General features: G+C 67.7%; 18 protein-coding genes. 8 read left to right on the top strand and 10 right to left on the bottom strand.

Going from position 1 to position 23,844, the window contains the following annotated elements; translation table 11 throughout:
- The first annotated feature begins 49 nt into the window (after positions 1–49).
- Positions 50–1,879 (top strand): NAD(P)-binding domain-containing protein, encoded by a 1,830-nt coding sequence (locus tag ABD225_RS15900; RefSeq protein ID WP_344087700.1) that lies wholly within the window; start codon positions 50–52, stop codon positions 1,877–1,879.
- 204 nt (positions 1,880–2,083) lie between these two features.
- On the opposite strand, the gene ABD225_RS15905 is transcribed toward ABD225_RS15900, so the two are convergent.
- The 3 genes from ABD225_RS15905 to ABD225_RS15915 form a co-directional block, all read right to left on the bottom strand.
- On the bottom strand, positions 2,084–2,599 hold the full coding sequence (locus ABD225_RS15905) for a hypothetical protein (protein WP_344087703.1): 516 nt from the start codon (positions 2,597–2,599) through the stop codon (positions 2,084–2,086).
- 77 nt (positions 2,600–2,676) lie between these two features.
- Positions 2,677–3,897, bottom strand: a complete 1,221-nt coding sequence (locus ABD225_RS15910) for a pyridoxal phosphate-dependent aminotransferase (protein WP_344087706.1) — start codon at positions 3,895–3,897, stop codon at positions 2,677–2,679.
- Positions 3,898–3,963: 66 nt separating this feature from the next.
- Positions 3,964–5,631 carry an acetolactate synthase gene (locus ABD225_RS15915; protein ID WP_344087709.1) on the bottom strand — a complete coding sequence of 556 codons (1,668 nt, stop codon included), beginning with the start codon at positions 5,629–5,631 and terminating at the stop codon, positions 3,964–3,966.
- A 90-nt stretch (positions 5,632–5,721) separates the two neighbouring features.
- Between ABD225_RS15915 and ABD225_RS15920 the strand changes: the two genes are divergently transcribed.
- Positions 5,722–7,065 (top strand): MFS transporter, encoded by a 1,344-nt coding sequence (locus ABD225_RS15920; protein WP_344087712.1) that lies wholly within the window; start codon positions 5,722–5,724, stop codon positions 7,063–7,065.
- A gap of 22 nt (positions 7,066–7,087) precedes the next feature.
- On the opposite strand, the gene ABD225_RS15925 is transcribed toward ABD225_RS15920, so the two are convergent.
- A complete protein-coding gene (locus ABD225_RS15925) occupies positions 7,088–9,562 on the bottom strand; it encodes a fibronectin type III domain-containing protein (RefSeq protein WP_344087715.1) in 2,475 nt (824 codons plus the stop codon).
- Positions 9,563–9,604: 42 nt separating this feature from the next.
- Positions 9,605–10,807 (bottom strand): IS110 family RNA-guided transposase, encoded by a 1,203-nt coding sequence (locus ABD225_RS15930; RefSeq protein ID WP_425564467.1) that lies wholly within the window; start codon positions 10,805–10,807, stop codon positions 9,605–9,607.
- Positions 10,808–11,338: 531 nt separating this feature from the next.
- Between ABD225_RS15930 and ABD225_RS15935 the strand changes: the two genes are divergently transcribed.
- The 6 genes from ABD225_RS15935 (at position 11,339) to ABD225_RS15960 (ending at position 19,730) form a co-directional block, all read left to right on the top strand.
- Positions 11,339–12,769, top strand: coding sequence for a pyridoxal phosphate-dependent decarboxylase family protein (locus ABD225_RS15935; protein WP_344087721.1), 1,431 nt, complete (start codon positions 11,339–11,341; stop codon positions 12,767–12,769).
- A complete protein-coding gene (locus ABD225_RS15940; RefSeq protein WP_344087724.1) occupies positions 12,769–14,130 on the top strand; it encodes an FAD-binding oxidoreductase in 1,362 nt (453 codons plus the stop codon). Before ABD225_RS15935 ends, ABD225_RS15940 begins: the two co-directional genes overlap by 1 nt.
- A 36-nt stretch (positions 14,131–14,166) precedes the next feature.
- A complete protein-coding gene (locus tag ABD225_RS15945) occupies positions 14,167–15,792 on the top strand; it encodes an AMP-binding protein (protein WP_344087727.1) in 1,626 nt (541 codons plus the stop codon).
- A 135-nt stretch (positions 15,793–15,927) separates the two neighbouring features.
- On the top strand, positions 15,928–17,901 hold the full coding sequence (locus tag ABD225_RS15950) for a sunset domain-containing protein (protein ID WP_344087730.1): 1,974 nt from the start codon (positions 15,928–15,930) through the stop codon (positions 17,899–17,901).
- Between the two features lie 416 nt (positions 17,902–18,317).
- On the top strand, positions 18,318–18,536 hold the full coding sequence (locus ABD225_RS15955) for a hypothetical protein (protein WP_344087733.1): 219 nt from the start codon (positions 18,318–18,320) through the stop codon (positions 18,534–18,536).
- A gap of 216 nt (positions 18,537–18,752) precedes the next feature.
- Positions 18,753–19,730, top strand: a complete 978-nt coding sequence (locus ABD225_RS15960; RefSeq protein ID WP_344087736.1) for a pirin family protein — start codon at positions 18,753–18,755, stop codon at positions 19,728–19,730.
- 48 nt (positions 19,731–19,778) lie between these two features.
- Here the strand turns inward: ABD225_RS15960 and ABD225_RS15965 are convergent, their stop codons facing one another.
- The 5 genes from ABD225_RS15965 to narH are packed head-to-tail and all read right to left on the bottom strand — an operon-like array spanning position 19,779 to position 23,798.
- On the bottom strand, positions 19,779–20,216 hold the full coding sequence (locus ABD225_RS15965) for a hemerythrin domain-containing protein (protein WP_344087739.1): 438 nt from the start codon (positions 20,214–20,216) through the stop codon (positions 19,779–19,781).
- 3 nt (positions 20,217–20,219) lie between these two features.
- Positions 20,220–20,594, bottom strand: coding sequence for a cupin domain-containing protein (locus tag ABD225_RS15970; protein ID WP_344087742.1), 375 nt, complete (start codon positions 20,592–20,594; stop codon positions 20,220–20,222).
- Positions 20,591–21,352, bottom strand: coding sequence for a respiratory nitrate reductase subunit gamma (narI, locus tag ABD225_RS15975; protein WP_344087745.1), 762 nt, complete (start codon positions 21,350–21,352; stop codon positions 20,591–20,593). The genes ABD225_RS15970 and narI overlap by 4 nt, the downstream gene beginning before the upstream one ends.
- A complete protein-coding gene (gene narJ, locus ABD225_RS15980; RefSeq protein ID WP_344087748.1) occupies positions 21,349–22,131 on the bottom strand; it encodes a nitrate reductase molybdenum cofactor assembly chaperone in 783 nt (260 codons plus the stop codon). The genes narI and narJ overlap by 4 nt, the downstream gene beginning before the upstream one ends.
- A complete protein-coding gene (gene narH, locus ABD225_RS15985) occupies positions 22,128–23,798 on the bottom strand; it encodes a nitrate reductase subunit beta (RefSeq protein WP_344087751.1) in 1,671 nt (556 codons plus the stop codon). Before narH ends, narJ begins: the two co-directional genes overlap by 4 nt.
- Between the last annotated feature and the right edge of the window lie 46 nt (positions 23,799–23,844).

Below are 23,844 nucleotides of genomic sequence, written 5' to 3' on the forward strand. Positions count from 1 at the left end.
CTGCGAGACGCGGGTCGACGAGGACCCCGGCGAGCGGAGGAGAAGTCCGATGACCGACATATTGGAACGACCGGCGCAGGCCCCCTCGGCCGCGGATCGCGCAGACGCGTGGCTCGCCAGTTTCGAGGAGGCATTGGCCAGCCGCGATGTCGAGGCGGCCGCGCAGATGTTCGCGAGGCGCAGCTTCTGGCGGGACCTGGTCTCGTTCAGCTGGAATCTCACCACGGTCGAGGACCGTGACGGGGTTCGCGACCTGCTCACCGAGACCCTCGAGCGGACCGACCCGTCGACATTCGCCTCCAGCGAGCCGGGGACCGAGGCTGACGGGGTGATCACCGCATGGTTCACCTTCGAGACGGCGGTCGGTCGCGGGATCGGCCTGCTTCGGCTCGTCGAGGAGGACGGCCAGGACCGAGCCTGGACCTTCTTGACCGCCCTGCAAGAACTCAAGGGTCACGAGGAGCCGCGCGGCATCCGGCGCCCGATGGGCGCGGAGCACGGCGCCAGCCGGGATCGCACGACCTGGAAGGAGAAGCGAGAGCAGGAGGACGCCTCCCTTGGCCTGACGACCCAGCCCTACGTCCTGGTCATCGGTGGTGGCCAGGGCGGCATCGCCCTCGGCGCCCGACTGCGCCAGCTCGGTGTGCCGAGCCTGGTCATCGACCGTTACCACCGGCCCGGTGACCAGTGGCGCGGGCGCTACAAGTCGCTCTGCCTGCACGACCCGGTCTGGTACGACCACCTGCCGTACATCAAGTTCCCCGACAACTGGCCGGTCTTCGCGCCGAAGGACAAGATCGCCGACTGGCTCGAGTCCTATGTCAAGATCATGGAGGTTCCCTATTGGTCTGACACCCAGGCAAACTCGGCCTCGTGGTCGGAGCAGGAGGGACGCTGGACGGTCGAGGTGACCCGCGACGGTGAGTCGCTCACCCTGCACCCGACCCAGCTCGTCTTCGCCACGGGTATGTCGGGCAAGGCCCGGATGCCGCAGATCGACGGCATGGACATCTTCCGCGGTGAGGTCCACCACTCCTCCCAGCACCCCGGCCCGGATGCTTACACCGGCAAGCGGGTGGTCGTGATCGGCAGTAACAACAGTGCCTTCGACATCTGCGGGGCGTTGTGGGAGCACGGCGCCGATGTGACGATGGTGCAGCGCAGTTCGACGCATATCGTCAAGAGCGGCAGCCTGATGGAGTATGGCCTCGGCGACCTCTACTCCGAGCGCGCCCTGGCCGCTGGGGTGACGACGGAGAAGGCCGACCTCATCTTCGCCTCGCTGCCATACCGGATCCTGCATGAGTTCCAGATTCCCGCCTACGAGAAGATGGCCGAGGTCGACAAGGACTTCTACGACCGACTCGAGCAGGCCGGCTTCTGGCTCGACTGGGGCGACGACGGGTCGGGCCTGTTCATGAAGTACCTGCGACGCGGATCCGGCTACTACATCGACGTCGGCGCGGCGGACCTCGTCGCCAGCGGGGACGTCAAGCTGGCCCACGGTCAGGTCGTCCGGCTGACCGAGGACGCGGTCGTCCTGGAGGACGGCACGCAGCTCCCGGCCGACGTCGTGGTCTTCGCCACGGGCTACAACTCGATGAATGGGTGGGTCGCCGATCTGATCGACCAGGAGACCGCCGACGAGCTCGGCAAGTGCTGGGGCCTCGGTTCCGAGACCACCCTCGACCCCGGCCCATGGGAGGGCGAGCAGCGCAATATGTGGAAGCCGACGCAGGTGTGCAACCTGTGGATGCACGGCGGCAATCTGCACCAGTCGCGCCACTACTCGCTCTATCTCGCGCTCCAACTCAAGGCGCGACACGCGGGAATCGAGACTCCCGTGTACCGGCTCCAGGACGTCCACCACCGCTCCTGAGCAGGCGGTCCCGCCTTCGATACCCCACCCGGTGTCGAATGCGGGACCTGACCCTGACCCACCTCGACAACGGCTGAGCGGCGACCTAGGCACTCAGGCGTCGTGCACCCACAGGCCCCGAGGCAGATCGGTCAGGCATTCGACCCCATGGGCGAGCCGATCGGCACCCTCTGCCGGGGTGAAGGCCGCCATGGGTCTCCGCCGTCAGCTCGCCGCAGCCTGGCCGTAGGTCGTGACGTACAGGGCGCCGAGCTCGTCCGAATAGGGGCCGGACTCGCCGCACATCAGGACCTCGCCGGAACGCGAGGCGATGAGCACCCGCCCGCCGTCCAGGCCGGCCGCCTTCAGGCCCTCGTTGAGCTTGGCGGTCGAGGAGGAGGTGATGGTGATCCGATCGGCGGGGCCGCCGCGGTACCAGTGGTCGGCATCGAAGGTCGCCGTGGTGCCGTCCACGCCGATGAAGGTGCCGGTGACGGCGGTCGTCGCCCGCTGCAGAGCAGCGGTGTCGGCCTTCGTGCACTCTTTCTTGGCGTCAGCGGTCAGCGGGAAGATCTTCAGATCCACGACCGAAAGCGTCGAGTCATTGGTCCGTTCCCGCCATTCCTGGATCGAGGGCCACAGCAGTCCGAAGACGGCGATAGCGGCCAGGCAGAGGGCGAGAAGGAACCACTTGCCGTTCCCGCTCACCGTGCGGCCGTCGGGGCGGGCAGGCGAAGTCATAGCCCGTCCATGCTACCGGCCATTTCACCGACCACCGGTAGAGCCGGACCGGCCTCCCGAACCCCGCGGCAACGCTCCTAGGCGACGCGGCGCGTCTCCAGGAAGCCCGCGATCCGGTCGATCGCCTCGGTGAGCACCTCCACGCCGGGCAGGGTGACCAGCCGGAAGTGATCCGGTGTCGGCCAGTTGAAGCCGGTCCCGTGCGTGACGAGGATCTTCTTGGCGCGCAGCAGGTCGATGACGAATTCCTGATCATCAGCGATGGGATAGACCTCTGGGTCGAGGCAGGGGAAGCAGTAGAGCGCGCCCTTCGGCTCGACACAGGAGACACCCGGAATGTCGTTGAGCAGCTTGCTCGCCAATTTGATCTGCTCATAGAACCGGCCGCCGGGGACGATCAGCTCGTTGATCGACTGATAGCCGCCGAGGGCGGTCTGGATCGCGTGCTGGGCGGGCACATTGGCGCACATCCGCATATTGGCGAGCAGGGTCAGGCCCTCGAGGAAGTCGGTGGCCATGTGCTTCGGGCCGGAGATCATCACCCAACCGGCGCGATAGCCGCACACGCGATAGGCCTTGGACAGGCCCGAAAAGGTCAGGCAGAGAACGTCATCGGCGCAGAAGGTCGCCGCGTGGTGGTGGACCGCATCATCGAAAATGATCTTCTCGTAGATCTCATCCGCCATGACGACGAGATTGTGCCGGCGGGCAATATCGACCATCCCGCGCACGATGCCCTCGCTGTAGACCGCGCCGGTTGGATTGTTGGGGTTGATGATGACCAGGGCGTGCGTGTTTGGCGTGATCTTCGCTTCGATATCCGCGAGATCGGGATTCCAGTCGTTGTCCTCGTCGCACAGGTAGTGCACCGGGGTGCCGCCGGCGAGGGTGACCGCTCCGGTCCACAGGGGATAGTCGGGCGCCGGAACGAGAATCTCGTTGCCATCGTCGATGAAGGCCGTCAACACCATCGAGATCAGTTCGGAGACGCCATTGCCGATGAAAACATCATCGACCACGGTGTCCTTCAGACCCTTGGATTGGTAGTACTGCGCCACCGCGGTGCGCGCCGAGTAGATGCCACGCGAGTCGCTATAGCCCTGCGCGTCCGGCAGGTTGTGGACCATGTCGGCCAGGATCGCCTCGGGGGCGGCGAAGCCGAAGGGCGCGGTGTTGCCGATATTGAGCTTGAGGATCTTGTGGCCCTCGGCCTCGAGTCGCTGGGCCTCGACGAGGATGGGACCTCGCACGTCATAACGGACACCCTGCAGCTTGCGGCTCTGGACGATCGGCTTCATGCCGCGATTGTGCCTTCCCCGCCGGTGCCGGACGAACTCATTTCGGCGCGAGCGGCACCGGCTTGGTCACAGACCCGTCGTCGAGCGCGGATAGGCGATCTCCGGATCGGTCACGATATTGACCAGATAGGGCACGCCCGAGGCAAAGGCGCGGTCGATGGCCGGCCCGATCGCTTCGGGGCGGGTGACCAATTCCCCAGCGCCGCCGAGTGCTCGCACCACCTCGTCATAGCGCGTCTGCGGGGCCAGGTCGGCGAGGATGTCATAGCTGTAGACCATCCGCATCGGGCCCTTTTCCAGACCCCACGCGGAGTTGTTGCCCATCACCACGACGATCGGCAGCTTGTGCCGCACGAGGGTGTCGACGTCCATGAGTGACATACCGGCCGCCCCGTCGCCGACTAGCAGCACGATCGGGCTGTCCGGGTCGGCGACGCGGGCGCCGATGGCGGCCCCCAGCCCGGCCCCGAGGCACCCGAACGGACCTGGGTCGAGCCATCGGCCGGGCCGCTTGGGGTGGATGAAGCGGCCGGCCCACGACACGAAGTCGCCGCCATCGCCGATGACGATGGTGTCGTCGCTCAGACGCGGCATCAACTCGCCATAGATGCGGGCCGGGTGGATCGGATCGCGTTGCGCCGCAAGGATGTCCCCGTCCCCGAGGTATGCCGCCCGGGACGCCTCGCTCAGTCCGTTCACCCACTCGCCCCAGCGCCCGGGGTGCCCGACCAGGTCGCCCAGCGTGGTCAAGATGGTGGAGAGATCGCCGGCTGCGCTCGCCGCAAGCGGGCGGTGCGTGGCGACCTGCTCAGGCGAGTCGGCCAGGTGGACGACGGCGGCGGGGGCGTCATACGGCCCGAAGGCGCCATAGCCGATCCGGAAGTCCAGGGGGGTGCCGATGACCAGCGCGAGATCGCAGCCGCTGAAGGCGGGTTTGCGGGCGCGGGTGACGCAGCACGGGTGCCCGCCCGGCACGATTCCACGGCCCATCCCATTGCTCACGACGGGCAGGCCCAAGGTCTCGACGAAGGCCAGCGCCGCACCCTCCGCGCCATCGCTCCAGACATCGCCGCCGAGCACGACGATCGGGCGCTCAGCCGCTCGGATCAGGGCCGCGATCTGCTCCAGATCACCCGTCACGGCCCGCGGAGCGCCGGCCTCCTCACCGACGCCCCCAGCGCCGGGCGTCGAATCGCGCGGGCTGAAGAGGATGTCGATGCCCGCCTCCAGGAAGACCGGACCGCGATGCGCGCGACCAGCCGTCGCAAAGGCCTCAGCGGTGGCCGTGCCCGCCTCGGCGGCGGTTCGCACCGTGCGGCTGCCCTTCGTCACCGTGCTGAAGATCGGTGCCTGGTCCAGCTCTTGCAAGGCGCCGCGGCCCCAGGTGAACTCCGGGGCGCGGCCGCCGAAGACGACCAGCGGGGCGCCGGCGAAGCAGGCCTGCGTGATCGGGCTGAGCACGTTGGTGACCCCCGGTCCGGCTGTGACCACCGCGAAACCCGGTGTGCGCGTGAGCTTTCCGACAGCCTCCGCCGCGAAGACCGCGCTCGCCTCGTGTCGGACGTCCACCATCCGCAGGGGGGCGTCGCCGCGGTGCGCCGCGTCATACAGCGGGAAGATGTGCGCCCCCGAGAGGGTGAACATCGCCTCGGCCCCGGCGTTCACGGCAGCTTCCACGACCGCGGCGCCGGCGGAGGCGTTCGAGTCGATCGCGAGGCTCGGGAGGTGGCTCACCCCTCAAACCTACTCGCGAGTTGCCCAGTACGCGCGGTGTCAATTTCTTCGGGAGCCGATCACAGCACTGGGCACCCTAGATTGGCGCTCGTGAGCACGCACAGTGGCCTGCCGCGCCGCGTCCGGACCGGTTACGGGCTGGGCTCGGTGGCAACCGGATCCTTCGGCACCGTCCCCGGTCTTCTTCTGCTGCCTTTCCTCACCGATCACATCGGGATCGCCGCCGGGCTCGCGGGGCTGATCGTGCTCTTGCCGAAGGCGTGGGATGTCCTCCTCAACCCGATCGCCGGGCGTATCAGCGACGCCTCCACGCACCCCGGTGGCCGCCGCCGCCCCTTCCTCCTGCGGGCCGGGACGGCTCTCGCCCTGCTATTCGTCCTGCTTTTCGCCGGCCCGACGGCTCCCACCTGGCTCGGGGCGCTGTGGGTGGCCGTGGCCTTCCTCGCGTGCGCGACGGCATACGCCTTCTTCCAGGTGCCCTATGTCGCCATGCCCGCGGAGCTCACGAGAGATCCGGCCGAGCGCACCCGCCTGATGACCTGGCGGGTCGCGATCCTGGCCCTCGCCATCCTGCTCAGCGGCGGGCTCGCCCCCGTGATCCGTGACCTCGGGGGCGCCACCTGGGGCTACCGCCTCGTCGGTCTCTTCGTCGGGCTGCTCATCTTGTTCGGGACGTATGCCGCCTGGCGGGGCACCGCGGGCGCTCCGCTCGCCGACATCCCCGCTCCCAGCGCGGGGTTGGGCGAGCAGTTGCGGCTGGTCGCCGGCGACCGGAACTTCCGGCTGCTCCTTTTGACCTACGTCCTGCAGGCGCTGGCCATTGGTTGCCTGCTCGCCGGTGTCGACTATGTGGCCCGGTGGAGCATGGGGCGCTCCGGTGCCTCCACCATCCTCTTCATCTGCTTTGTCGCGCCGGCGCTCATCGTCACCCCGCTCTGGCAGCTCGTCGCGGCGAAGGCCGGCAAGCGGTGGGGCTATGGCGCCGCCACCCTCTGCCTGCTCCTCGGCGCCCTCGCGGTCTTCGCCGCCAAGGGCCGCTCGCTGGCCGTCCTCGCGGCGGCCGTCGCCGTCATCGGGATCGGGTATGCCGGGGCGCAACTCTTCCCGCTCGCGATGCTGCCCGATGTCGCGGCCGTCGACGCAGACCGCACCGGCGAGAACCGGATCGGCGTTTTCACCGGAGTGTGGACCGGCGCGGAAACCCTGGGCCTAGCGCTCGGTCCCGGGCTGTATGCCGCCGTGCTCGCGGCGGGTGGTTACGTCTCCTCCAGCGGCGGCGAGGTCGAGCAAAGCACCCGCGCCGTGACAGCGATCCACCTCGGCTTTTCGCTCGTGCCAGCTGTTGTGATCGCACTCTCGCTGCTCGCCCTCGCGCGCTATCGGCTCGATGAGCGGAGCGTCCGCGAGAGCGCGACCACCCGGCATACCTCCTGATCTGCCTGTGCGGCAGCGAGATTCAGCAGCCGGTCGGAACGTAGGGCGGGGCGTCCGGCGGCACGGCGGACGAGCCATTCCAGGTATTGGCCTGGGCGCTCCAATAGGTCTTGAGGTTCTTGCTCAGCCACAGCTTCGGCAGATTGTTGCCGGCGAAGGTGCCGTTCATCATCGCCCCGACGCCGAGCGCTTTGGACTTCTCGGTCAACGGATGGATCGCGACATTGCAGCGCGCGACCGACTTGTAGGAACTGCTGTGGAGTGACGGCGCACTGAGCGTGGCGTCCTTGAGCCGGAAGCCGATGCCATAGACCCGGTAGCCATCAACGGTGTTGTACTCCCATCGGTTGCCCCAGCCGGACATCTGGTCGTTGTAGCCGATGGCGACATTGCGAACCGTGTTGTGGTGGATGTAGTTCCAGCTCGCGTCGACATCGGTGTTGATGCCTCGGCCATCGCCGGGCAGGTCGTGGACGGTATTGCCGGTGATCTCGTTGTAGTTCGCCGCCGAGCCGATCCGGATGCCTTCCTGCATGAAGTGCGCTGCGGACGAGATAGCGATATCCGAGACGTCATTGCCTGAGATGGTCCAGCCATTGCTGAAGGTCATCAGCCAGATGCCAGGCCCGATGCCGCACGGGATCTTGTCGATGGTGTTGCCCGTGATCCGGCCGTATGACGTGAGCGCGCCGTAGACCCCACGTCCAGTGAGGTGGTTGTTGGCGATCGTGATGCCTTCGACCATGTCGAGATCGCCGTGGCCGGTGACCGTGCGCAGGAACGGAACCAGCGCGGTGCGCGCCGCGGCCGGGTCGTAGACGCCGTGACCGGGGGCCGCGCGGCGAGCCGACCAGTTGCCGGCATTCACATAGTTCGTGATCCAGTTGTAGGCGTTGTTGGACCGCTTCCCAGCAAGCCAGATTCCGTTGTTGATGCTCAGGCCCTGGATCGTCCAGTAGTCCGCGCCGTCATTGATGGTGATGGTGCGGTCGGGGGCCGGCCTGCTATTGCTGCACGACATGGTCGCCACGGGATGATCCAGCAGGACGGGGCCATTGCCCGCAGGCGTGATGGTGATGGGCGCGGACGCGGTGCCGGAGTTGCGGATCCGGATGGTCTTGTCGTTGCGGTAGGTCCCGGCATACAACCGGATCGTCGTGCCCGGGGTGGCTCGGTCCACGGCGAGTTGCACAGAGCGCAGCGGTGCCGTTGCCGAGCCGGCAGCAGTGTCGGAGCCCGTGGGGCTGACATAGATGCTCGGGCCGGTCGGCAGCGCCGCCGTGGTGAAAGCCACCGAGGTCGCCGGGGAGACGTTCCCCGCCAGATCGCTGGCCGTGACGGTGGCCGTGTATGCCGTTGCGGGGGTCAGCCCGCTGATCGTCGCGGAGGTGCCCGTGACAGTGAGCTTCTGGGTGCCGACGGTGACGGTATAGGCCGTGACCGCAACATTGTCGGTGGCCGCCGTCCACGTGAGGGCAGCCGACGTGGTGGCCGGGGTGGCCTTGAGATTCGTCGGGGCGGTCGGTGCCTGGGTGTCCGGCGCGGCCAGCGTGGTCACCGAGAGCGTGGCCGCTGGGGAGGCGTTGCCCGCCGCGTCCAGTGCCTTGACGGAGACGGAGTATGCCGTCGAAGGCGTCAGGCCGGTGACTGTCGCGGACGTGCCCGTCACGGTGAGGCTCTGCGAGCCGACGGTGACGGTGTATGCCGTGACCGCGACATTGTCGGTCGCGGCGGTCCAGCTCAGGGCGAGCGATGTGGACGCCGGGGTGGCCTTGAGATTGGTCGGGGCCGTCGGTGCCTGAGTGTCCCCGCCGCCACTGGACGGCCTGGTGGTGAAGGTGATCTTCGTTGCGGCAGAGACATTTCCGGCGGTATCGACGGCCTGCACCCTGGCGGTATATACGGTGCTCGGCGCGAGGCCGCCGAGGTAGGTCGAGGTGCCCGTGAGCGTCTTGGTTTGCCCGGCGAGTGTCACGACATAGTTCTTGACGCCGATGTTGTCGGTGGCCGCGGTCCAGGCCAGGCCGACGCCATTGGTGTAGGGCGTCGCCGTCAGGCCGGTGGGCGCGGTGGGTGCCTGAGTGTCGGCCGGCGGCAGGGTGCGGAAGGTCAGCGTGGCCGGGGCGGACTTGTTGCCGGCGGCATCGACGGCCCGCACCGTCGCGGTGTAGTCGGTGCTGGCCGCGAGTTGCCCGACGAAGGCCCGGGTCTCCTTCGGCTGGCGCGTTTGGGTGCCGACGGTCACGAGGTAGTAGGCGACCCCCACGTCATCGGTCGAGGCTTTCCACGTCAGTTCCACACCATAGGTCGCGGGGACCGCCGCGAGGCCAGTCGGCTGGCTGGGGGCCGTCGTGTCGGCCAGGACGCTCGCCTGCTCATCCGCCAGCGGACGAGCCGAGCTTGCCGTACTTCCGGTGAGAATCACCGCCCCGCTGGTCAAGGTGACAAGGGCCAGACGGCCGATTGCGCGCGGGCGGGCCGAGTCGGTGCTGGGCAATGGGGGGACTTCCTCGCGGGGGGGGTGTCCCTATGTTCGGTGTCAAGCGGCAGCGGCGGTGCGGGGCTGGTAGGGCTGGCGGTTGCGGAGCATGGCGTGTATGACGTCGCAGCGACGTCTGGCGAGACAGATCAGGGCCGCGTTGTGCTTCTTGCCTTCGGCTCGTTTGCGGTCGTAGTAGGCGCGGCTGTTGGGGTCGGCGCGCAGGGCGGCGAAGGCGCTGAGGAAGAACGCTCGCTTGAGGTGTTTGTTGCCTGATCTGGCTGGGTGCTCACCGCGGATCGAGATACCGGAGCGGTGGGTGACGGGAGCCAGGCCGGCGTAGGCGGCCAGGTGGCCTGCGGTGGGGAAGGAGGAGCCGTCGCCGACTTCAAGCAGGATCCTTGCGGCGGTCCTGACTCCGACTCCGGGCATCGAGGTCAGGACCTCGGCGAGAGGGTGGACATCAAGGACCTGTTCCACTTCGGCCGCGATCTGGCGACGTTGATCCAAAGTGTCGGCCAAGGAGCGGGCGAGGTTAGGCAGCACCCGGTCCGCGGCAGCGGTTCCTGGGACGGTGACGGTTTGCTCGGCCAAGGCCGCCACGATGGCCTCGATGAGGGTGTCGGCGCCGCGCGGGTTGGCCTTGCGGGCTGCCTGGAGCAACCGGGCTCGTCCGGCCTTGCGCAGGCCGGTGGGGCCGCCGTACTGGGTGAGCAGCGCGAGGGTGGCCTTCTGTGAAACGCGTGGTCCGAGAACGCGTTCGAGCGCGGGATGCACCTGGGTGAGCAGGCCGCGGATCCGGTTGCTCAGGCGGGTGGCTTCCCCGGCCAGGTCATCGTCGAAGCCGACGAGCACCTTCAACTCGGCCAACGCTTCTTCGCCGACGTCGACCCGGCGCAGGGTGTGCGGCAAGGCGCGGGCTGCGTCGGCGATGATGTAGGCGTCACGAGCATCAGTCTTCGCGCTGCCCGGATGGAGATCAGCGATGCGTCGCATCGCCAACCCGGGCAGGTACGCGACATCGATGCCCATTGAGCGGGCGACCGCGATCGGCAAGGCGCCGATGGTGTTCGGTTGATCGACCACCATCAAGACCCGGCCATGGCCGGACAGGTCAGTGAACAGGCGACGCAGCCGGGCCTCGTCTTGGGGCAGCTCCGCATCGAACAGGCGCTTGCCCTCAAGATCCAGGGCGCACGCGTGATGGGCCTCTTTGCCCACATCCAAGCCGCAATACGCGGCGTACTCGGTCATCGTCGGCATCCTTCCATCCGCGCCGAACGGTCGCCGATCGGAGGAGCGTCAGCTGCCGGCACCCACGTTACGAAGAGACCACGCATGGTGGCCATGTCCCTATCAGCGGTCGGCCAACGCCACCGAGCCCGGTGACAACACCCCCCGGATCATCGACGACAGGGGCAGTAAGTCATGCCGGACTCAGCGACCGAGATCCTCAGGTCGAGGACCCATCACGAAGGTAACGGGGGGGGGGGAGGCCGGGCCCGCGAGATCGGGGGGAGGATCCTCGCGCGGCCGACATTGGTCGATCAGGGACGATTTGTGCTGCTCAGAGTGAGTGACCGAAAAGTGCGCAGTCGGCGGGAGACTAGCGGGCCCGCCCACGGGGAGGCAACAGCGCACGGCGCGTCGGTCCACCAACGACCGTCCCCAGGCCGGGCTGGGGCGGCCTACCTCTAGGCTCACAGGCATGGGCCACATCTCTTGGTCCGGTGCCCAGCGCGGGGTGTCGGCGTCGCACGATCCGGCCGCTTTGCAGCACCCGCGGAGGCGCCGATGACGGCGCAGGAGATCCTCGCTCGGCTGCGCGCTCTGGGCGAGCGCGATGTGCCGACACAGGGGGGTCGCACCCTGTCCTATGTCTACGACTCCGGGCTCGCCGAGGCTGACGAACTCGGCCGCAGCGCACTGGGGATGTATGCCGGCACCAACGGTCTCGATCCCACCGCCTTCCCCTCCTTGCTGGCCATGGAGAACGACCTCGTGGCGATGGCCGGTGGGCTGCTCGGGGCGCCCGCGGGATTCGTCGGAAGCGTGACCTCGGGCGGCACCGAATCGATCCTCTTGGCCGTGCTGGCAGCCCGGGACGCGCACGGGGCCACCGAGGCGCAGCGCGCGGCACCGTCCATGGTGTTGCCCACGACGTCCCATGCCGCCTTCCACAAGGCCGCGCATTACTTCGGGGTTCGGCCGGTCTTCGTCGATGTCGATCCCGACTCTCACCGCGCCGATGCGGACGCGATGGCAGCCGCGATCGACGACACGACCATCCTGCTCGTCGGCTCGGCCCCGTCCTATGCCCACGGGGTGATCGACCCGATTCCGGCGATCGCCGCGCTCGGTCGGGAGCGGGGGATTCGCGTCCACGTCGATGCCTGCATCGGCGGGTGGTTGCTGCCCTTCCTCGACGATGCGCCACCGTGGCATTTCGCGGTCGACGGAGTCAGCAGCATCTCCGTGGATCTGCACAAGTACGGCTACACGCCAAAGGGTGTCTCGATCCTGCTGCACCGCGACGCCGCGCTGCGCCGATCACACTTCTTTGCCGCCGCCGACTGGCCCGGCTACACGATGCTCAACACGACGATGCAGTCGACGAAGTCCGGCGGCCCGCTGGCGGCGGCGTGGGCCGTGAGCCGGTTCATCGGCATCGACGGCTATCGCGACCTGGCGCGCGTGGCGCGCAGGGCAACGCTGGATCTCGCGCACGTCATTGCTGCGGAGCCGCTCGGATTGTCCGTTGTCGCCGAGCCGGACAGCACGCTGCTGGCGCTCGCCGCGTCGCCGGACGCCGGCTTTGATGTTTTCACGCTGGCGGACGAAATGCACTCTCGCGGTTGGCTGCTCAGTCCTCAGCTGCCCTTCCGCGGGGGACCAGCGAGCGTGCACCTCAGCCTGTGCGCTGCAACGGCCGCGCGTCTTCCGGAGTTGCTTGAGGTGTTGCGTGCTTCGGTGGCGGCGGCTCGTGCGACCGGACCCGTGAGCGTGGATCCGGCCATCGGTGCCGCCGTGAGTCAACTCGACCCGGCGCACCTCGACGACGCGACCTTCGACGTCTTGCTGGCCATGGCCGGCCTCGGCGGCTCGGCCGGTCTGCCGGAGCGCATGGCGCAGATCAATGCTCTCCTGGCCGTTGCCGAACCCGCGCTGCGCGAGGCGCTGCTGCTCGCCTTCATCGACCGACTCGCACGCCCGCAGGAGTTGTAATGCCGGATCTCGACGAACTCAAAAGCATTGTGGGAGAAGACTTCCTCCTCACCGATCCGGATCGTATGGAGTCCTACCGGCTGGACTGGTCCAAGGGCGCGGGGGCGGGTATGCCGCTCGCCGTGGCTCGGCCGGGCACCGTCACCGAGGTGCAGGGCGTCGTCCGATGGGCATCCGAGCATCGCATCGCCATCGTCCCGCGCGGCGCCGGGTCCGGACTGTCCGGCGGCTCGCTCGCCGTCGACGGGGCGATCACTCTCAGCCTCGACCGGATGCGTTCGGTGTCGATCGACCCGGCCACGCGCGTGGCTGTCGTGGAGCCCGGGGCCCTCAATGCCGAGGTCAAGCGGGCGGCCCGTGAGCATCAGCTGCACTACCCACCGGACCCCTCGTCATACGAGATCTGTTCCATCGGAGGCAATCTCGCGACCAATGCCGGAGGCTTGTGCTGCGTGAAGTATGGCGTGACAACCGACTATGTCCTCGGCCTCGATGTCGTCCTGGCGGACGGGACACTCGTCCGGCTCGGCGGGCAGACCATCAAGGATGTCGCCGGCCTGTCGCTGTTGAAGCTCTTCGTGGGCAGTGAGGGGACGCTCGGCATCATCGTCGGCGCTACCTTGCGGCTCATCCCCGCACCCGCGCCTGCGGCGACCCTCGTCGCGAGTTTCCCCACGGTGCAGGCAGCCGCGAATGCCGTTGTCTCCCTGGGCAGCCGGTTGCGGCCATCCCTGGTGGAGTTCATGGACAACTACGCCATCAACGCCGTCGAGGACTTCCGGGAGATGGGCCTCGACCGGTCCGCGGGTGCGCTGCTCGTCGTGCAATGCGACTCACCCGGGGATGCGCGCGCAGCGGAAATGCTTGTGGTGGAACAGATCTGCACGACCGCTGGTGCAAGCGAGGTCTTCTCGACGACCGATCCGGACGAGGGCGAGATGTTCCTCGCCGCGCGGCGCGCAGCACTGCCCGCCCTGGAGCGCAAGGGATCGATGCTGCTCGAAGACGTCGGCGTGCCGGTGCCGCGGCTGCCGGCGCTGCTGGATCGGATCGGCGCCATTTCCGCCGAACACGGACTCCCCATCCCGGTCGTCGCGCATGCTGGCGACGGCAACACACACCCCAATGTCATCTACGACCCGGCGCAGCCGGGCGCCCTGGAACGCGCTGAGCGGGCCTTCGCCGAGGTCATGCAGGCCGCCATCGAGCTGGGGGGAACGATCACCGGCGAGCACGGAGTCGGGCGCCTGAAGAAGTCGGCGCTGGCGGATCAGCTTGGGCCCGAGGTCACGGCGTTGACCCGGCGGATCAAATCGGCACTAGACCCCGACGGCTTGCTGAACCCCGGCGCAATTCTCTGAATCCCTAACCGCCACAAACCCATTCAGGAGGTCACCATGAGCGACAGCACGATCGCCCACGACCGCGGCGAGACAACCACGCCGCTGCTGACGACCACGATCGATGCCAATCTCCAAGCGACCATTGAGCGCTTCGGTGACCGGGAGGCGCTCGTCGACATCGCCGGCGGCATCCGGATGACCTACGCCGAGTTCGGTGCCGAAGTCGATCGCCTCGCGCGGGCGATGCTGGCCCGGGGGTATGCCGTGGGGGAGAGGGTGGGCATCTGGGCTCCGAACCGGGCCGAGTGGACGATCGTGCAATACGCCACGGCGCGCGCCGGGCTCATCCTCGTCAACATCAACCCGGCCTATCGCACGCACGAGTTGGAATATGTCCTCAAGCAGGCCGGGATCAGCCTGCTCTTCGCCGTGGAATCCTTCAAGAACAGCGACTATCGAGGCATGGTCGACGCAGTGCGCGACCACTGTCCGGACCTGCGCGAGGTCGTCTATTTCGCCACCGACTCTTGGTCGGCACTGCTGACCAACGCCGACCAGATCGCGCCCGATGCGGCGGCGAAAGTCTCGGCCACGCTGCAGCCCCAGGACCCCATCAACATCCAATACACCTCCGGCACAACAGGTTTCCCCAAGGGCGCCACGCTCTCCCACGCAAATATCCTCAACAATGGCTACTTCGTCGGCGAGGTGTGCGGCTATTCCGAAGAGGACCGGATCTGCATACCCGTGCCCTTCTACCACTGCTTCGGCATGGTGATGGGCAATCTCGCAGCGACCACGCATGGCGCTTGCATGGTGATTCCCGCCCCTGCCTTCGACCCCGCGGCGACGCTCGCTGCCGTGCAGCAGGAGCGCTGTACCTCCCTCTATGGCGTGCCCACGATGTTCATTGCCGAGTGGGCGCTGCCGAACTTCACGGCATACGACCTGAGCAGTGTGCGCACCGGCATCATGGCCGGCTCACCCTGCCCTGCGGAGATGATGAAGAAGCTCATCACCGCCGGAATCGACGAAGTGACGATCTGTTACGGGATGACCGAAACCTCCCCCGTATCGACGCAAACGCGCACCGACGATGGATTCGAACACAAAGTCGGCACCGTGGGACGGGTGGGCCCGCACTTGGAGATTCGCATCGCGGATCCGGTCACGGGCGAGACGCTGCCGCGTGGCGAGGCGGGCGAGTTTTGTACTAAGGGCTATTCGGTGATGCTCGGCTATTGGAACGAGCCGGACAAGACGGCCGAGGCCATCGTCAACGGCTGGATGCGGACCGGCGATCTGGCCATCATGGACCCCGACGGCTATGTCCGGATCACCGGACGGATCAAGGACATGGTCATTCGCGGCGGCGAGAATATCTATCCCCGGGAGATCGAGGAGTTCCTCTACACCCATCCCGACGTCCTCGACGCGCAAGTGGTCGGGGTGCCCGATGCGAAATATGGCGAGGAACTCTGCGCCTGGCTGCGCCTGCGCGAGGGGGCCGAACCGATCACCGCCGAGTCGCTGCGGGCCTTCTGCACCGGTCATCTCGCGCGTTACAAAATCCCGAAGTACGTCAAGCTCGTCGAGGAGTTCCCGATGACCGTGACGGGCAAGGTGCGCAAGGTCGAGATGCGCACTGCCTCTGCGCGCGAACTCGGTCTGGGCGAATAAGCGCACTTCGGGGGAGCACCGGCGCCACAAGGAGCCGGTGTGGGGAATATCGTTCGCCGTATGAATGGGTGGCCATCGCCCGTTAGCACGAGCCGGCGCGCGAAGTCCGCGCGCTCGGACAAGACAGGAGCTGTCATGCCCAAAGGCCAAAACCTCGTCCTGCTGTTGATCTTCTTGCTGCTGCTCGGCGTGATCATCTGGTTGCTGCTCGGCTCTCGACGACGCCCGGACGCCCCGATCTCGCCTGCGCGGGAGGTCGATCCGGCGGCCGGCGCCGGGTCCGGGGCGTATGCGGATCCGGACGGCCTGTCTGCCGCTGCGGCCGCCACCGCGGGAGCGGGCGTCGCCGGTGTGGCCGGAGCCGGCGCGCTCGGCGCGGCGGCGTGGGAGGCCTCGCGGGGCGAGGACATGAACGAGCCGGTCGTCTCCGAGGTCGCCGATGTTGAGGCGCACGAGGCGATGTCGGCCGAAGCACAGGCGAGCGACGAATCTCTGGCCGGGGCCGAATCTTTCGATGTCGGGGCCGATGGCGTGCTCCACGAGGCGCGGCTCGCGGACGACGAGGGCGATGCGGCCTTCCGGGCGGCCGAGGCCGAGGCATTGGAGGCCACGGACCGCGAATTCCCGATGCCCGACCTCAGTGGGGACGCCGACGACTTCGACCTGCCGAAGGATGGCGGCCTGCCCGGGCTGACGACGCAGGATGGCGAACTGGCCTCGGAGGTTGACGGGCTGGCTGGAGATGGCACGGCGACGGGTGCGGACAGCGGCGCACTGCGCGCGGCCGAATTCGAGGGCGGACAGGCCCACGAGAGCCATGACGTCACTGCTGAGGTAGCGGCGGACGCTGAGGGTGCTCCGGACGTCATCGAGTCCGAGGGTTTCATTGGCGTGTCCGCAGCGGGCCTCGCCGCTGACGAAGCGGACGGTCACGTCGGGGCTGGCGCCGTCGACGGCGACGTGAGCCTCGCGGATGACGCCGAGATCGACGCATCCGGCTTGGACGACGAAGGCTCGGCGGCGGCATACGCCGAGGTGGACGCCTCCGGTCTCGACGACGAGGCGGTCGGCATTGACGCCTCCGGCCTCGATGCGACCGATGCGGACGCGGACGACGGCGGGCCCTTCATCGACGCCTCCGGCCTCGACGCCGACGCAAGCGACGCCGCCATGACCGATGACGATGCATCGGTGCTCGCCGAAGACAGCGAGGCGCAGGAGTATGCCGCCCGCGATGGCGCCATCGGTGACTCGCTAGCCGCGGACGCGGAGACCTCGTCCGATGGTGCGGCGGAAACTGCGGCCACGGCGCCTGCGGAGACTGCCGCGGATGCCGACGTGACCTGGGTCGACGATGCGGGCGACCGCGCCGACATCGAGGGCACCGCAACCGACGACACGTCCGTGCCTGCGGAGGACTCGGTCGGTGACCTTTCCGGTGACGACTCGCTCGCCACGGATGGTGCGACCGGCGAGTTCTCGGACGACGCGGCTGACAGCGGGTCCTCGGCCAACAGCGCCGCGCTCGCGGCCGGTGCCGGGCTCGCAGCGGCCGCGACCGGCGTGGTGGCCGCGCACTCCCGGGACGACCACGGTGCTGGGCAGGACGACCACGGCCATGACGAGGCTCAGGCAGCGGAGTCTGCGGATGCCGCGGGTGCGCTGGAGGCATCGGAAGGCGGCGGCCAGCATGCGAACGCGCCGGCCACCGAGCAGGGCGAGCACTGGGTCGCCAGTGGCGACTTCCAGGCGGATGCCGCAGCCGAAGGTGGTTGGGTCGCCGAGTCCGAGCAGGTCCGCGCGAGCGAGCACCACGACCTCGCGGCCGGGGCCGAGGTCTACGGCGAGTCCGATGAGGGCGGCGTGGTGACGACTCGGGATGGGGCGGCATACCACCAGCACGAGGTCCGCGATGGCGGCTGGAGCGTCGGCTCCGCCGCGCCGATCGAGGACGGCTGCCAGCCGCTCGGCCACCCGATCAAGGGCGTCTTCGCGCTGGGGATCTACCAGGTGCCCGGCTCGGATTGGTATGAGGCCACCGTCGCCGATGTGTGGTTCACCGACGAGAACGCCGCCCAGCGCGCGGGCTTCCGCCGCGGCGAGGGCTGACCGCCGCGATCCACGACCGACCGCGATCTAGCTCCTGACCTACCGCCTGGTTCTGGCTGTGATTACGGCCAAAACCAGGCGGTAGGTCCGTCTTTAGGGGCCCTCCTAGGCCGCCTCCCAGCCTCTCGTCGGGCCAGCGGAGCGGGGTTGTTGCACGCGAGCGGCTTTTGTGTCGAGCGGAGCGGGGTTTGCGGATGGGAGCGGCCCTTTAGTCCCGCTCGCGTTCACAAGGGCCGCTCGGCTCGCGGCGCCGAGCAGCGGAGGGTCCGTCTCTAGGGGCCTCGGCAAACCGCCGTGAGGTGCGCGCAGGCGCCCGGGTATGACGTGGCTCTCGCTCTGCGCGCGCCGGGGAAGAGATGGGCGTGACATAGGGTTTGAGGAAAGAGTTACTCGCTGGTATCAAGGAGAGAATCCACATGGCTCGTTATGACGTCAACACCACCACCATGGGCACCCTGCTCGACGACCCCGAAGTCGCGGCGATCATGGAGAAGCACGCCCCCGGCGTCACCTCGAATCCGATGATCGGCATGGTTCGCGGTATGTCCGCTGCCCAGGCGATCGGCATGGCCGGCGCGATGATCGGCGCCGACAAGATCGAGGCCATTAAGGCCGAGATCGACGCGCTCGCCTGACCCCACCCCAACCTCCGCGCCACCGCGCGGGCCCGGCCCGGACAGGGCTGGACATCCGGCCTCGGCTGGACCTCGGCGCCGCCGCGCGCACCCGACCCGGGTGTTGCGCGGCGGCGCTGTCTTTGGCCAGAGGCGTCCGCCCACCGGGAAGAAAGTTGCCCGGAGCGGCGTTTGCATGGGATAGTTGAAACTGCAAGGACGATTTCAGGAGTAATTATGCCCGCCATCAGCGTTCCCGATCTCGCCGTTCTGCCCCGGGTCGCGCCCCTCGCGCCGACCGCCATGCAGCGCCGGGTCGTGTCGATCACGAACGCTCCCAGCGGCTTCGAGGGCGAGGGCTTCCCGGTTAAGCGGGCCTTCGCCGGCATCGACCTGGCGCACCTCGACCCGTTCATCATGATGGATGAGATGGGCGAGGTGGACTATGCACCGGGAGAGCCCAAGGGCACACCGTGGCACCCGCACCGTGGCTTCGAGACCGTCACCTACATCATGGACGGCTCCTTCATCCACCAGGACAGCCATGGCGGCGGCGGCAGCATCACTAATGGCGACACCCAGTGGATGACTGCGGGCTCCGGCCTGCTGCATATCGAGACCCCGCCCGAGGAGCTCGTGATGTCCGGCGGGCTTTTCCACGGCCTGCAACTGTGGGTCAACCTCCCGCGCGCGCAGAAGCTCGTGACCCCGCGCTATCAGGACCTGCGCGCCGACGCCTCCGCGCTGTTCAGTTCGGCCGACGGTGCGAGCATCGTGCGGCTCATCGCCGGTGATCTCGGCGGCCACCGCGGCCCCGGCTCGACCTACAGTCCCATGGTCATGGCGCACGCCACGATCGCCCCGGGGGCAACCCTGGAACTGCCGTGGCGCACCGACTTCAACTCACTCGTGTATGTCATGGGCGGGGTCGGCACGGTCGGTCCCGATGGCACCGCGATTCGTGCCGGCCAGAGCGCCGTGCTCGGCCGCGGTGATGCGCTGCGCGTCGCCGCGACCGACCGCCCGGACACCAAGGGCCAGCGCGGCATGGAAGTCATTCTGTTGGGCGGCAAGCCGATTCGCGAGCCGATCGCGTGGGCCGGCCCGTTCGTCATGAACACCAAGGCCGAGGTCATGCAGGCCTTCGAGGACTACCAGCGCGGCGCCTTCGGGCGCGAACTGCCCCACCTCGGGGCGTCCCAGCTCGCCGGCTGAGGTGCGCTGGCGCGCCGTCGGAACCGGAAGTATGCCGCAGCCACAGGGCTAGGACGCGGCTTCGGTTAGGGCGACGACGCGCTCCCAATCCTCGCCGCTGATCGCAATATTCGCGGCGGGAAAGAGGCCGTTGTCCTCCCGATCGATATGCCGGTGCAGGAGCAACTCGAACTCCTCGAAGCCCTCGAACCACCCGTCCGCGAGGCGGTCCAGCAGATCGTCGAGCAAGGCGTGTTCCGAGCACAGGCTCCCGATGTGCTCGGTGAAGACGTCGTCCTCCGCGAGCACCGCGAAGAGTCCGACTTCCTCGGCCTGGGTATGCGGATGCAGCAGCCCGGCCATCACCGCTACAGCAGCCTCGGCGCGTTCCGCCTCTCGCTCATGGCACGCCGCACGCAGGTCGGTTAGCGCGTTGATGATCTCGACATGCTCGTCCATGAACCGGCCGATGATCGAGTTGGCCGAGCAGCCGCAGTAGGAGCACATCCCTCAGCCGGACAGGGCGACCGTCAGCAGGAAGGCGGAGTCTTCCAGCGCGTCGACGGCATGCCGCTCCGGGGGGATGGCGACGACCTGGCCCGCCGAGACAAACCACTCGGCGGCGTCCCCGGCATACAACCGGATCCGGCCGCGGAGCACGTGCAGGGTCGCCGCAGGCGGCGAGGCATGCTCGGCGAGCCCGCCGCCGGCGAGAATCGCCATCAGGACCGCGCGCTGCTTGGTCCCGTGTATGACGAGCCGGCTCGCCTTGCGCTGCAGGTCGTTTCGCGCAGCGTCGAGGAGTTCGTCAGCGAGGGCGGAGAGGTCAAAGACGCCCTCCTGCTGCTCACCGAGTTCGCCGCCCTGCCAGGGTTCGGGAGTCATGACTTGCCTTTCGTCGGGGCGCTGCTGAGCTCCGGCTTGTCCCAGCCGCGCTGCGGGGCGCGACTGCCGCCGGCCGCTTGCTTGTCGCGACTGCGGTAGACGATGTAGGGCCGGTTGAGGTAGCCGATGGGGGCGCTGAAGACGTGCACCAGGCGGGTGAACGGCCACATGGCGAACAGCAGGAAGGCGAGCACCGCATGCACCTTGAAGCCGAGTGGTGCCGCGGCCATCAGGTCGACATCGGGGCGCATCTCGAAGATGCTCCGGAACCACGGGGAGACGCCGTCGCGGTAGTTGTAGTGGCCACCGAAGGAGAGCAGGCTGCCGGCGATGGTGTTCCAGATGCCGAGGAGAATGACCGCGCCGAGCACGAGGTACATGACCTTGTCGTTGGTGGTCGTCGCGCTGAAGACCGGGCCGGTCGTGCGGCGGCGATACACGAGGATCGCCAAGCCGACGACGGCCGCGACGCCCGCCGGGATGCCGCCCACGAGCGCGAGCACGTGGTAGGCCTCGCGGGAGAGACCGATGGCGTCGGTCCACTTCTGCGGGATAAGTAGGCCGAGGATATGGCCGCCGACGACACCGAGCATGCCGAAGTGGAAGAGCGGGCTGCCGATGCGCAGGAGGCGGTCTTCATACAACTGACTGCTGCGGGTGGTCCACCCGAACTTGTCGTAGCGGTAGCGCCAGACGTGGCCGACGACGAAGACGGCCAGACACAAATAGGGGAAGATCCCGAAGAGGAAGCGGTTCATCGCGGGGCTCCTACGGTCGACGGCGACGAAGGAGCCTTGTCGACCGGATAGATCGGTATGGGCGAGCGCAGCGAATTCGGCGCTCCTGGGGGGAGCATGGGGGGCGGAGCCCCCCATGGATTGGGATTCAGGCGCGGGTCGATGGCGTAGCCCGGCAAGTCGAGGCCGACCTGCTCACTCGGTGGGCCCTCGGCGATGAGGCGGGCCAGTGCTTCCTCGTCGGTGCCGTCGAGGACCGGCAGGGTCGCCCGAAGCGACTCGACCGCCGGGAGCCATGGAGAACTCTTGGCGTTGAGTGCGCGCTGCAGCAGTTCGATGCCGACTCGGTTGTCGCACAAGAGTTTCCAGGCGGTGTCGAGGTCGTGCGCCGCACCAAACTCCAGCAAGACGCAGAGGTGGTCGGGCAGCTCACGGTCATCCATCTCGACGCCGGCGCTGCGGTATGCCTGCTTGAACCGGATCAGTTCCACGCCCCGCTTGCGGGTGTCGCCGCAGGTGTAATAGGTCAAGTGCAGGGCGCACCGGCGGGTGACGTCGAAGGTGTCGATATAAGCCGACTGCACCTGTTGCAAAGGCCTGGACTCCAAGTGCTCCAGCACGGCCCGCAGCGGGTCGGCAACGGCCGATGGGGCATCGGCCAGGGCGTCGCGCAGGGTCGGCAGCAGCTCGATCAGCCGCTCGTCGGGATAGTCCAGCAGCAACGAGGTGACCTGCCAGGACGTGCGAATATCGCTTCGGGACAGGGACGGCGAGCTGCGCCGGTGGCGGCGCCAGATCATTTCGGCGTCCCCGTCTTGTCGCCGGGGAAGATGCCATCCGGCATCCCCTTGCCGTCCCAGTTCAGCAGGTTGAGGCGGCCGCGCAGCGGGTTCTCCACCGGCAGGTCGTCGAGCGAATCGGCGGTCTGAGCTTCCTTCAACACTCGAAGGTTCTCGACCGCGACCGGAGTCAGGCCGCCCGTGCCGGAGCCCTCGCCGAAGGCCGCGGACTGGCCGCCGCCATATTCGCTGACGGGGCAGTCGGTCGCCAACTCTTCGAGGGCGTGCGCCTGCTCGACGTGCGCGGTCGGGATGACGTAGCGGTCCGCATACTTCGCAATCGCGAGCAGTCGGAACATTTCGTACATCGACTCGGCCGTCATGCCGACGGCTTCCGCGATCTCTTCGTTCGGATCGCGGCCGAGGTTGATATCGCGCATGAAGGACCGCATCGCGGCGAGCTTCTTCAGGACACCATTGACCGGTGCGACATCGCCCGCGGTGAAGAGGTTGGCGAGGTATTCGACGGGGATGCGGAGGGTGTCGATCGCCGCGAAGAGGTTGGCCTGGTCCTCGGCGTCGTGGCCGGTGTCCTTGATGACATCGACGACCGGCGAGAGCGGCGGGATGTACCACACCATCGGCATCGTGCGGTATTCCGGGTGCAGCGGCAGGGCGACCTGGTAGTCCAGGATCAGGCGCTTGACCGGAGACCTGCGCGCTGCCTCGATCCAGTCGCCCGGGATGCCCGCCTGCTCGGCCGCGCGACGCACCTGCGGGTCCTCGGGGTCGAGGAAGACGCCGCGCTGGGCGGCATACAGATCGTGCTCGTTCTCGACGCTCGCGGCGTCGAGGACGGCGTCTGCGTCATAGAGCATCAGGCCGATGTAGCGCAGTCGGCCGACGCAGGTCTCGGAGCAGACGGTCGGGATGCCGACCTCGATGCGGGGGTAGCAGAAGGTGCACTTCTCGGCTTTGCCGGTCTTGTGGTTGAAGTAGATCTTCTTGTAGGGGCAGCCGCTGATGCACATGCGCCAGCCGCGGCACTTCTCCTGGTCGACCAGGACGATGCCGTCTTCGGCGCGCTTGTAGATCGCCCCGCTGGGGCACGAGGCCGCACACGAGGGGTTGAGGCAGTGCTCGCAGATGCGGGGCAGGTAGAACATGAAGGTCTGCTCGAACTCGAACTTGACCTTGTCCTCGATGCCCTTGAGCATCACATCCTTCGGGCCGTATTGCGTGGCCCCGCCTAGGTCGTCATCCCAGTTCGCCGACCAGGTGACATTCATCGGCTTGCCGGAGATCAGCGACATCGGGCGAGCGACCGGAAACTGTTGCTGCCGAGGGGCATTCAGAAGCGTTTCGTAGTCGTAGGTCCACGGTTCGTAGTAGTCGTCGATGCTCGGCATCTTGGGATTGGAGAAGATGTTGAGCAGCTTCTTGACGCGCCCGCCGGCTCGCAGAGTCAGCCGCCCGTTGGGCTTGCGCACCCAGCCGCCCTGCCACTCCTCCTGGTCCTCGTAACGCCGCGGATAGCCCAGGCCGGGCCGGGTCTCGACATTGTTGAACCAGACATATTCCATGCCGGTGCGATTGGTCCACGCCTGCTTGCAGGTGACCGAGCAGGTGTGACACCCGATGCATTTGTCGAGGTTCATCACCATCGCCATCTGGGCCATGACGCGCATCAGAGTGCCTGCCTTTCGGGGTCCTCGCGAAGTATCGGAGCGAAGC

The organism is Nostocoides veronense, assembly GCF_039531185.1.
Lineage (GTDB): Bacteria > Actinomycetota > Actinomycetes > Actinomycetales > Dermatophilaceae > Nostocoides_A > Nostocoides_A veronense.